The following is a 12,188-nucleotide window of genomic DNA, read 5'->3' on the forward strand; positions in this document are numbered from 1 at the left end:
TGATGATATAAGCCTTCCTTATAGATAGGACGGTATCCTTCAGATTTATATCATCAAAAGATGTTTTGTATCCAATGCTTATGAAATAGTATACGTTGTACAAAGACGAAAGCAGGTATATGATCTACAAAAGAAAGCATGACACTTTAGTGATTAAGCCTACGATATATAAAAAGGATACATAATGTCTGCTGAAATTTCTATCATTTGATTATTTACAATCCATAACTCTTATATTCAAGATTTTGGTAAGTTTCTGTATTTTTTCTTGTCTTTGCGGGAAGAATTCTATATAATGATACTACAAAGGTAATGACAGGAAGAGTAGCTTGTATCCAAGGCAGAGAGAGAGAATGGCTGGTGTAAATTCTCATGAAGAACAAGTGAACATGGCCCTGGAACCGTTTTTCTGAATAATTAGGGAAAACCGCAGGTCGGCGTTAACGGCAAATGAGGTGTGCGCGTATGCGTGCATGAATAAAGGTGGTAACACGAAGCTTTCGTCCTTTGGCGGGGGCTTTTTCTTATATAAGGAGGATATGATTATGTGTAAGGAATGTAACAACAAAAAACCATACTACATCACAACCGCGATTACCTATACATCCGGTAGACCACACATTGGAAATACGTATGAAATCATACTGACGGACGCAATCGCAAGATATAAGCGCCAGCAGGGCTATGATGTATTTTTCCAGACAGGTACGGATGAGCATGGACAGAAAATCGAGGAAAAGGCAAAGGAAGCCGGAGTCACACCGAAGGAGTTCGTCGACAAAGTTGCCGGAATTGTGCGCAAAAATTTTGATATGATGAACACATCGTATGATTATTTTATTCGTACGACGGATGATTATCACGAAAAGCAGGTACAGAAAATCTTTAAGAAGCTGTATGAGCAGGGCGATATTTACAAGAGCACCTATGAGGGCTTATATTGTACGCCATGTGAATCCTTCTGGACGGAAAGTCAGTTAGTTGACGGAAAATGTCCGGATTGCGGGCGGCCTGTGGAAAAAGCAAGCGAGGAAGCTTACTTCTTCAATTTACAGAAATATGCACCGCGTCTGATCAAGCATATTGAGGATCATCCGGAATTTATACAGCCGGAATCGAGAAAGAACGAAATGATCAACAACTTCCTGAAGCCGGGTCTGCAGGATCTGTGTGTATCCCGTACCTCCTTCAAGTGGGGAATTCCTGTAGATTTTGATCCGGGACATGTTGTTTATGTATGGATCGATGCGTTAAGCAACTATATCACATCTCTGGGCTTTGACGCTGATGGAAATCATGGAGAGCTGTATAAGAAATACTGGCCTGCCGATGTACATATCATCGGTAAGGATATTCTGCGCTTCCATACGATTTACTGGCCAATTATGCTGATGGCACTCGGTGAGCCGCTGCCTAAGCAGGTATTTGGTCATCCATGGCTGCTAGTTGGAGATGGAAAAATGTCCAAATCCAAAGGGAATGCGATCTACGCAGATGAGCTGGTACATTATTTTGGCGTGGATGCCGTGCGCTATTTTGTACTGCATGAAATGCCGTTTGCACAGGATGGAACAATCACATGGGATCTGGTCGTAGAGCGTATCAATTCTGATTTAGCCAACGTTTTGGGAAATCTGGTTAACCGTACCATTTCCATGCAGAATAAATACTTTAACGGCGTGATTTCCAATCCGCTGGAGCAGGAGGATATCGATAAGGAGCTAATTGCTCTTGCACTGGATACACCAAAGCGTGTGGAGAAGAAAATGGAAACATTGCATGTCGGGGAAGCGATTGATGAAATCTTTACATTGCTGAAGCGCTGCAATAAGTATATTGATGAAACGACGCCATGGGTGCTTGGCAAGGATGAGGCGAAGAAGGATCGTCTGGCAACTGTGTTGTATAACCTGCTGGAATGTATCCGTATCTCTGCCGTACTGCTGAGCAGCTATATGCCGGAAACTGCAGAAAAAATTCTCGAGGAGCTGAGTACATCCGAGCGTGATGCGGACAGTTTGAAGGAATTTGGTATGCTGGAATGCGGACATACAGTGGAAGGAAAGCCGGAAATTCTGTTTGCACGAATTGATGCAAAGGAATTTATGGAAACACTGGAGGCAGACCGCAAGAAGGAAGAAAAAGCGGCTGCGAAGGAAGCAAAGAAGGAAGCTAAAAAAGAAGATACGGCTGTTGAACAGATCGGAATTGAGGATTTCACAAAGGTGGAGCTGAAGGTTGGGACGATACTCTCTGCCGAAAAGCATCCAAAAGCAGACAGACTTCTGGTGGAACAGATTGATCTGGGGGAGGAAACCCGTCAGATTGTTAGTGGTATTGCCGCTAATTTCACACCAGAGGATGTTGTTGGAAAGAAGGTCATCGTTGTGACCAATCTGAAGCCGGTCAAGCTGCGCGGTGTAGAGAGTCAGGGTATGATTCTATGTGCAAGCAATCAGGATGATCTGGATATTGTAACAATTGTTAAGGATTTGCCGAACGGAACGAAGGTGAGCTAATTGCAAACAAAAACGGTATTGCCTGCTTTACTGACATCGATATTCGTATGTCAGATTTCCTGTTTCTTTATCTATTATGGTATTGTCAGTGATCAGATTGTGTTATCTGTTATAGGCGGGGCATTGCTGATTGTTGGAGGTTTACGTCTGGTATTATTTGCGAAAGCATATCGAAAGCAGGAAGAAAAGTAGAGGATAATAAAAAGATTCCATTTTTTGTTGATAAGAGAGATGGAGTCTTTTTTGTTGTGAGATAAGAATGAGCGCGAAGGAAGGAGATAGCTGCTGTATTTATATAGTATTGACCATTTAATATATTAACGAAGCACAGAGTTCTTTAATGAGAAACCGCAAACTACATCAATGAAAAAGCACAAATCACTTTAATGATTTACCACAAATTACATTAACGAAAACCCACAAATTACATTAAATTGTCTTTTGAAATCCACCATTCTTTGTAGAAAAGCTGGTTGCATCTAGCTTTCTTCATCTATCCCTTTATTGACAAACCGGAAGATATCATAAAAATAACAGGAATGGAATTTTGGATAATGTTCATTTGTTTTATGAAAATGTATGATGTGTTAATGTGTTGATAAAAATACCTCCTGCATCGAATATTATTTTCGTAATTTAAAATGATAGTAGAATAGCGTGATAAAGTAAATAAAAAGAGGAATTCATATCTCCTCTTTTCGTCACTTATAAGCTGCGCCCCAGCTCGTACGCTTCTTTTGGATAAACGGAGTGCTCTATATCCTCTCTAACATACATTCCCAATGCGTACACACTACCAATGCATGTCCACTGCATATAGCGGAAAGCATCCTCAAAGTGATGCTTTAATGCATCAAATGTCCAGTCCTCCGTATCGCCACATGTAGCTAACACAATGGTTTTTTTCTGCTGTTCCCGTAATGTACTGTTGTTCGCATAGAAGCGGTCAAATACCGCTTTGATCTGTGCGCTCATTCCAAAATAATACAATGGTGTCACAAACACAACCAGTTCTGCATCCGCAAGCATCGGATTTAGCTTTTCCATTCCGTCCTTAAACACGCAGCCATTGTTTGCTGTACGACAGGAATCACAGGCAATACATGGATGAATTTCTTCCCTAGCTGCATGAAATACATGGATTGTATGTCCCTTTTCCTGTGCTCCCCGTATAAATTCCTCCATTAGCAGTGCAGAAGTGCCTTTCACATGCGGACTTCCATTGATTATGAGTATGTTCATTTGCTATTCTCCTTTTCCTCTTTCTTATATAATATCATTACATACAGATATTGTAAATCAAGGGACAATATTCAAAATCTAAAGCGCTGATTATGGCTGTAGTTTACAAAATGAGAAAAATGATATAGGATGTTACATGTATATACAGTCGCAGTCGTTATTAAAAAATATGCTGAGAAGTACCTCTGTTACTATATGAAATAGACTTGTTGAACTAGAAGAAATGCAATAAATTGTTTTTTGTAGAAAAGATGAAATTTAATATGAACGCTTATCAAAGATGAGATAATAAGCATTCAATGAGGAGAAAGTTATGAAAATTATCACAGTGTGCGGAAGCCTAAAGTTTAAGGACGAGATAATGAAAATCACAGAGAAAATGACGCTGAGGGGAAATTTTATGTTAAGTATTGTATACCCGACAGATTCAAATCATACAGGATATACAAGAGAGGAAAAAGAACTGCTTGGCAGGATGCATAAAGAAAGAATACGTATATCCGATGCTATTCTAGTCGTCGATATCAACCATTATATAGGCAGCAGCACACAGGGTGAAATTGATTTCGCAAGAGCTTTAGGAAAAGAAATCATATATTATACGGATACAAAAGAGCTTATGTGTTATCAGACGGTCTGAAAAAGGTAACGGATATGAATGTTATGATTCAGGGGTACTACTGTATGCATAAAACGGTCTTGTACACGATGCTTATAAGCAGTTTCAGCTTCCAAACAGCAGAATGCAGACACAAGGAAGTGCTTCTTTTGTAAATGTTAAGAAAAACCATGACAAAAGTGTAAGGATAGAGTAAGGAATTCGTATGGTATCGATAAGATTTATACGATATACTGTTAGTAACAAAAGGAGGCTGACCGCATGACTCAAAAAACAATGTCTGTTCTGCTTGCCACTGCCTTTCTGGTAGGTGTTGGATACAAGGCAATGCGCCATGTATTTCCAAAAAGCAGATAATCATTTACGGAATACATAAGGATATCATGAAAAACCGCAGAGAAAATCTGCGGCTTTTCATATGCTTTGTGTGATATGTGAAATGATGTAACTACGAGTTGCGGTATATGTCTCCCACAAACGTTAGCTAAACTGACTTTCTCTGGGAAATTTCCTGTAAAAAGGGAAAAATTCCTAGTTCTGCGACCTTGGGACGAAACTGCCCGGATTGCTTGTGATTGGTAAGGCTTTTACGTTACAATAGCGGTGTTAATGAAAACCTTTACATGTAATTGGGAGAATTGGAGGATGTTATGAAACAGAAGATTCAAAAATTTGGAGGGGCCATGTTTACACCGGTACTGCTGTTTGCCTTTGCCGGTATCATGGTCGGCCTTGCGACGACCTGTATGAATCCGCAGATCATGGGGGATCTGGCGAATCCGGAATCCATATGGTACAAATTCTGGGCGATGATTAGTGCCGGCGCAAATACGGTATTCAATCAGCTGCCGGTCCTGTTCGCAGTTTCTCTGCCGATTGCGCTTGCAAAAAAGCAGAATGCCAGAGCTTGCATGGAAACCTTTGTAATCTATATCACGTTTAACTACTTTGTCAGTGAATTTCTAAACCAGTTCGGATCTTCTCTGGGCTTTGATTTTGCCGCAGAGGTAGGCGGTACTAGCGGTCTTGCCATGATTGCCGGTATCAAAACGCTGGATACCGGAATGATCGGAGCGATTTTGATTGCCGGTATCGCAATATATCTGCACAATAAGTTCTATGACTTGGAGCTGCCGGATTATCTTGGTGTATTCAAAGGGTCTGCCTTTGTTGTCATGATTGGTTTCTTCGTCATGATTCCGGTCGCAATTCTGATAGCGCTTGTTTGGCCGCATGTGCAGTCCGCTCGATTGGGTCTGCAGGGCTTCTTCAAAGCGAGCGGTGCTACGGGTCTGTTTACATATAATCTGTTACAGAAGCTGCTGCTGCCATTTGGTGTCCATCACTTTATCTATGCGCCGGTTCTGTTTGATAACGTCATCGTGGATGGTGGTACGATATCCTACTGGGCGCAGCACCTGCCGGATTTCGTCAATTCATCCAAACCGTTAATTGAGCTGTATCCGCTGGGAGGCTTCTCCAATGGTGAGCTTGCGAAAATCTTCGGTGTCATCGGTGTTGCCCTTGCCTTCTATAAAACAGCGCGTCCGGAAAAAAGGAAAATGGTAGTTGCTCTAATGGTGCCTGCCTGTCTGACTGCGATGATGACCGGTATTACTGAGCCGCTGGAATTTACCTTCCTGTTTGTTGCCCCTGTGCTCTATGTTGTTTATTCTGTACTGTCGGCACTGCTTGCGGTCGTTATGCTGCTGTTTGGCGTCATTGGTAACTTCGGTCAGGGTATTCCCAACATCATATTCCTGAATTTGATACCATTGTTTAAAAATCATGAAATGATGTATGTCTGGATGCTTGTCATCGGTGTTGCCTTTACCGCGATTTACTATTTTGTATTTAAATTTATGATCCTGAAATTCAATTACGCTACGCCGGGAAGAGAAGCCGTGGATGAAGATGCCAAGCTGTTAACAAAGGATGAATATAAGGCATTGAAGGATGAGAAAAAGAGTACCGGAAGTGACCGCTTTGATGTAAACGGCATACTATCTGCACTGGGCGGTGGAGAAAACATTCTGGAAATCAGCAACTGTGCGACACGTCTGCGTCTGCTTGTAAAGAATGAAAAAGCAGTTCAGAGTCTGGAAGAATTTAAAAAATACGGGGCTATCGGACTCGTGAAAAACGGTACATCCATTCAGGTTATCATCGGTCTGGATGTTCCTAAGGTAAGAGAGCAGGCAGAGCTTCTGCTTGGAAGAGAATAACGAGCAAAATTTAATAACAACAGCCTTTACCAACGGCTGATAAGGAGGATACTGATATGAAGAAATTTTCAATACTGATAGCAGGAGGAGGAAGCACCTATACGCCTGGTATTGTTTTGATGCTGCTGAGTCACCTTGAACGCTTTCCGCTTCGCTCTATCAAATTTTATGATAATGATGCACAGCGTCAGAAAATTGTTGCGGACGCATGTGAGGTTTTAATTCGCGAGCGAAATCCGGAAATTAGCTTTCTGGCGACAACTGATCCGGAAACAGCCTTTTGTGATGTTGACTTCGTCATGGCGCATATTCGTGCAGGGAAATATGCAATGCGTGAGCTGGATGAAAAAATTCCGATGAAATACAATGTTGTTGGACAGGAAACCTGCGGCCCGGGAGGAATTGCATACGGTATGCGTTCCATTGGCGCAATGCTGGAGCTGGTGGATTACATGGAGAAATATTCACCACAGGCCTGGATGCTGAACTACTCCAATCCTGCCGCAATCGTAGCAGAGGCGACAAGAAAGCTGCGTCCAAACTCCCGTATTCTGAATATCTGTGATATGCCAATCGGAATTGAACGCCATATGGCGGAAATCCTGCATCTGAATTCCAGAAAGGATATGGATATCTCCTATTACGGACTCAACCATTTTGGCTGGTGGACAAGCATTAAGGATCATGCGGGAAATGATCTGATGCCTGCATTAAAGGAGCATATCAAAGAAAAGGGATACTGTGTGGAAGCACAAATGTATCAGCATACGGATGACAGCTGGACAGATACCTTCCGTAAGGCAAGAGATGTCTACGCGCTGGATCTGAATACTTTGCCTAATACCTATTTGAAATATTACTTCTACCCGGATTATGTGGTAGAGCATACCGACCCTGTTTATACCCGTGCCAACCAGGTAATGGATGGCCGTGAAAAATTCGTATTTGGAGAATGCCGCAAGATTGCAGAGGCACAGAGCAGTAAGGGAGCTGATCTTCATATCGACGAGCATGCATCCTATATTGTCGATCTGGCATGTGCCCTGGCATATAATACAAAGGAAAAGATGCTGCTGATTGTGGAAAATAACGGTGCTGTACAAAACTTTGATCCGACAGCAATGGTTGAAGTACCTTGTCTGGTGGGAAGCGAGGGCCCGCAGGCATTATGCATTGGTGATATTCCACGGTTCCAGAAGGGATTGATGGAGCAGCAGGTCGCTGTGGAAAAGCTGGTCGTAGAAGCATGGGCGGAACAGAGCTATCAGAAGCTGTGGCAGGCATTGACGCTGAGCCGCATGGTACCTAGCGCAAGTGTCGCAAAGGCGATTCTGGATGATCTAATCGAAGCAAATAAGGATTACTGGCCGGAATTAAAATAAGGATACAAAAGAATCACTTATGTTATAGATATATAGAAGAACACCCGTGGTTGTATACGCATACGAATACGGGTGTTTTCTTGTACTGTGTATAAGAATACCGTGATCTTTTTCAGATTTGCTGGCGTATGATTAAATTCATGATATAATCGTAGAGAATGAGGTGAAGGATCATGAAACTTGCAGAGCTTGTGAATCAGCATTATAAGGAACTGTCTTCTAATGATTTGTACATTTGGGACTACATACAGGCAAATCGAAAGGAATGCCAGAATCTGTCTATCATTGAGCTTGCACAGCGCTGTCATGTTTCCAAAACCACGATTTTGCGCTTTGCCCAAAAGCTGTCGCTGAAGGGATACAGTGAACTGAAGGTGTATCTGAGTTGGGAGAACCGCCCGGATGATGATATGGTGGTTGATGAGCATCTGATTGAACACGTGTGCGATACGAGCAAGTATGCCATTGACGAGCTTCGGGAGCGTGATTTTACAGATATTTGTGAAATGCTATATCGCTCTGGACGTATTTTTGTATATGGCACAGGAGCTTTGCAGGACTCTGTGGCAAGAGAGCTGCAGCGTATGTTTCTGTATTGCGGGGAATTTGTCTATGTCCTTTCGGGTGAAAAGGAAACGGAAATGGTTCTGCCCTTTTTAAAGCGTGATGATGTTGTTATTTTGATTTCACTGCGTGGAGAAGGGGAGCTGATCAATGAGTTTGCATCGCAGCTGCGCCTTCGAAGCATCGCGACAATATCCATGACACGGCTAAAAAACAATGAGCTGGCACATAAGTGTACAAAAAGTATTTATATTACAACCTCACAGGTGATGATTGGCAATCATATTTTACACGAGGCAGCAAATTTGTATTTTGTACTGGCAGAGCTGCTGTTTCTGCGCTATTCCCAATATAAACAGAAGCAGGATGGTATTCGATAACCGCAGTTAGCGGTTTTTTTCTTTTGATAGGAAAGTTTTTATTGAAGGAACTTGCATAGTCTATGAATATTAGCTATATACAGCTGTATATGTATAAATAGCATATAAAGAAGAAAGAAAAAATAGAAAGAAAACACAAAATCCCTTATAGGTGATACTGAGATATTGGTGATAGAAAATTTATTTCTCCAGTTTGTCTAAACCACCTTCTAGATACATGATATGTTCACAGTTTATACAATACCCGTATAATACGCTTTTTCCTTTATCCATCTTTTTGCGCACGACTTCATAAGCAATATCAATATCCATAGGTATTACATAACCACACCATATGGATCACAGATCGATCTCCAGTCATAGAAAGCTCCACGTTTCATTTATCTGTTTCACCTAACCGCTAGGGAAAAAGCTGTAACAAACTGCATTTCATGACCGCATTTACACAAAGAGGGTCAATGCGGGAAGTAGCAATTACATGTTGACGATATGCATATTTTCTTTAACTAAACCTGAATATTTATAGGATACCATTTTTTCAATCATCTTTGTCACCTTTTTCCTTCGTTGCATAACTCCCACTATAGCAAATCATTTTGACAGCTCGTCAGGGATATGACGAATAAGCTTCTTCATAAAAGCTAAGATCGAGTTATATACATAAACAAATTCTTTTATTTCATGATCTTCGTACCACCAAATGACATGATCTATATCGAAATTATAATCAAGGATGCGACTCTGTGCCATGACTGTCTTCCAAAATAGCGAGTAACAGCTGATGTCAGAATGCTTTATATTGTGTGTGAGCATAATAAATGTCACGTTCTGAGATATCAGGATTCTGCCAAGTGAGGAATGAAGAATCCGGGAGAGACATGAATGATATTGTATGATGTGAATCTGACAGAATAATGAAAGCTGTGAGTAAGAGATACAGCGGGATGGCGTGTTCTGCCACAGCTTTTACATTTAAAATGAAGAGCATGCAGGCTCTATGTGTGATTGTCAAATTTTAAATATTTTATATGATATGCATGTTTTATGAATGTAACATATGCACTGCAGGAACAGTATAATTGATGAAAACGAATATCGTCAATCATCTTATCATAGTCAATTTGTGAAAAGGGCTTGCTATTTCTTTTCCTTGTTTCCGATATCTTCTCGAATCTCATAAAAATGCTGATGCAGTATATGGATTCGTGTATTTTACTCTTTGCAATTTTCCTGTTCAATGATATAGTATATAAGGATATTTATGCGCTTTTCAGGCATACTGAGTAGAAAGAACTCGTAGGAGGTATAGTATGAGTGTAATGATAGAACGACTCGAAGGAATGGTAAACCGTTATCATGAAATCAATGAAATGATGATGTCACCCGAAATCGTAACAGACAGCAAAATGCTGGCAAAGCTTGGCCGGGAGCAGGCTGATCTGACACAGGTGGTAGAGACCTACACGGAATATAAAAACAGTGTGAATGCATTAGAGGATGCCAAAGCACTTCTGATGGAGGAAGATAAAGAAATCAAGGAAATGGCGAAGATGGAAATTGAGGAGCTCGAGCCGAAGATTGAAGAATATCTCGGAAAGCTGGAAATTCTTTTGATTCCAAAGGATCCAAACGATTCTCATAATGCCATCGTAGAAATTCGTGGGGCAGCCGGTGGAGATGAAGGAAATATCTTCGCTGGTGACCTGTACCGTATGTACAGCAAATTTGCGGAAAGCCAGGGCTGGAAGATTGAAATTGTGGAAATGGATGACTGTGAGGCCGGCGGTTTTTCACTGGTATCCTTTATGGTAAAGGGTGACGGTGTCTATGGAAAGCTGAAATTTGAATCCGGCAGTCACCGTGTACAGCGCGTTCCAAAGACAGAGAGCCAGGGTCGTATTCATACCTCAACTGCAACAGTTCTGGTAACTCCGGAAATTGAAGCCGAGGATTTCGATATTGATATGAACGATTTGGAAGTGGAAACCATGCGTGCCAGCGGTGCTGGTGGACAGCATATCAATAAAACCGATTCCGCAGTGCGTATCGTGCATAAGCCTACAGGCATCGTTGTTAAGTGTCAGGATGGCCGTTCCCAGCATGAAAACCGCGCCACTGCCTTAATGACAATCCGTTCCCGTGTATACGAGGAGCATCAGCGTAAGCTGGAAGAAGAACAGGGAGTAGAACGCCGCAGCAAAATCGGTACCGGAGATCGTGCTGAAAAAATCCGTACTTACAACTATCCGCAGAACCGTGTAACGGATCACCGCATCGGCTATACGGTTAATCAGCTGGATCGTATCATGGAAGGCAGAATGCAGGATCTGCTGGATGCGCTGCTGAGTGCCGATCAGCAGGCAAAGCTGGCAGGGGAAAAATAATGAGTACATATCATACGGTACTGAAGAATGCCCAGAAGCGAATGGAGGAAGCAGGCTATGGTGAACAGTCAGCCTTACTGTATTTACTGGAACTGACGAATAAGGAAGCACATAATCTGTACATGGAATTCGACGAGGAAATGGATGCAGAGTTGGAAACTGCCTATGAAGCAGGCATCCAACGTTTGCTTACGGGAGTACCCTTGGGACATGTGCTTGGCTTTGAGTGGTTTTACGGCTATCGCTTTACTGTGAATCAGGATGTATTGATTCCACGACCGGAAACAGAAGAACTGGTTGCCAATATTTTGACTGCCTATGATGAGCATTTTTCCACGCAGGAGAATGTAACGGCTGTTGATATAGGAACCGGGAGTGGTGCAATCGCTGTTTCACTGAAAAAGGAGGAGCCGAATCTGCATATGATGGCTACTGATATTAGTGAACAGGCTGTTGCTGTTGCGAAAAAGAACGCAGACGATAATGAAGCGATTGTGAATTTCATGGTAGGAGATATGCTGCAGCCGTTGATTGACCGAAATCTGAAGGTGGACATTCTCATCAGCAATCCTCCCTACATACCACGTGAGGAGGAAATGGAGCATAGTGTTGTTGACTTTGAGCCGCATGTGGCGTTGTTTGGCGGAGAAGATGGTCTGAAATTCTATCGCATTATTTTTGAACATGCCGCTAGGGTTTTGAAGGATCGCTCTATGATGGCGTTTGAAATGGGATATAACCAGAAGGAAGCTCTGTGTGCGGAAGTAAAAAAATATTTTCCGGATGCACGCATCGAGGTCTTAAAGGATATGAGCGGTAAGAACCGCATGCTGTTTGTATATCTGCATATAGATAACTGAGGTACTCACACGG

Annotated in this window: 9 protein-coding genes and 1 other annotated feature; of the genes, 8 read left to right on the forward strand and 1 reads right to left on the reverse strand. The window is 42.0% G+C overall.

Annotated elements, in window-relative coordinates; genetic code table 11:
* Positions 1–303: 303 nt before the first annotated feature.
* Positions 304–511, forward strand: a binding site (T-box leader).
* 34 nt (positions 512–545) lie between these two features.
* Positions 546–2,519, forward strand: coding sequence for a methionine--tRNA ligase (gene metG / locus GKZ87_01450; protein ID QSI24260.1), 1,974 nt, complete (start codon positions 546–548; stop codon positions 2,517–2,519).
* Positions 2,520–2,711, forward strand: coding sequence for a hypothetical protein (locus GKZ87_01455; GenBank protein QSI24261.1), 192 nt, complete (start codon positions 2,520–2,522; stop codon positions 2,709–2,711).
* 513 nt (positions 2,712–3,224) lie between these two features.
* Here the strand turns inward: GKZ87_01455 and GKZ87_01460 are convergent.
* Entirely contained in the window at positions 3,225–3,761 is a 537-nt protein-coding gene (locus GKZ87_01460) for a flavodoxin family protein (protein QSI24262.1), read from the reverse strand.
* Positions 3,762–4,074: 313 nt separating this feature from the next.
* Here GKZ87_01460 and GKZ87_01465 point away from each other — a divergent pair, with 313 nt between their 5' ends.
* The 6 genes from GKZ87_01465 to prmC all read left to right on the forward strand — a co-directional run bounded on the left by GKZ87_01465 (position 4,075) and on the right by prmC (position 12,175).
* On the forward strand, positions 4,075–4,401 hold the full coding sequence (locus GKZ87_01465; protein ID QSI24263.1) for a hypothetical protein: 327 nt from the start codon (positions 4,075–4,077) through the stop codon (positions 4,399–4,401).
* Positions 4,402–5,030: 629 nt separating this feature from the next.
* Positions 5,031–6,605: a PTS alpha-glucoside transporter subunit IIBC gene (locus GKZ87_01470; GenBank protein QSI24264.1), complete on the forward strand. Its 1,575-nt coding sequence runs from the start codon at positions 5,031–5,033 to the stop codon at positions 6,603–6,605.
* A gap of 56 nt (positions 6,606–6,661) precedes the next feature.
* Complete coding sequence (locus tag GKZ87_01475; GenBank protein ID QSI24265.1) at positions 6,662–7,987, forward strand: 6-phospho-alpha-glucosidase; 1,326 nt, start codon at positions 6,662–6,664, stop codon at positions 7,985–7,987.
* A gap of 173 nt (positions 7,988–8,160) precedes the next feature.
* Positions 8,161–8,931, forward strand: a complete 771-nt coding sequence (locus GKZ87_01480) for an SIS domain-containing protein (protein ID QSI24266.1) — start codon at positions 8,161–8,163, stop codon at positions 8,929–8,931.
* Between the two features lie 1,310 nt (positions 8,932–10,241).
* Positions 10,242–11,315, forward strand: coding sequence for a peptide chain release factor 1 (gene prfA, locus GKZ87_01485; GenBank protein QSI24267.1), 1,074 nt, complete (start codon positions 10,242–10,244; stop codon positions 11,313–11,315).
* The gene (gene prmC, locus GKZ87_01490; protein QSI24268.1) at positions 11,315–12,175 is read left to right on the forward strand and encodes a peptide chain release factor N(5)-glutamine methyltransferase; all 861 of its coding nucleotides are present in this window, start codon (positions 11,315–11,317) and stop codon (positions 12,173–12,175) included. The genes prfA and prmC overlap by 1 nt, the downstream gene beginning before the upstream one ends.
* Positions 12,176–12,188: the final 13 nt, after the last annotated feature.

The sequence above is a fragment of the Erysipelotrichaceae bacterium 66202529 genome (assembly GCA_017161075.1).
In the GTDB taxonomy this organism is placed as follows: domain Bacteria; phylum Bacillota_I; class Bacilli_A; order Erysipelotrichales; family Erysipelotrichaceae; genus Clostridium_AQ.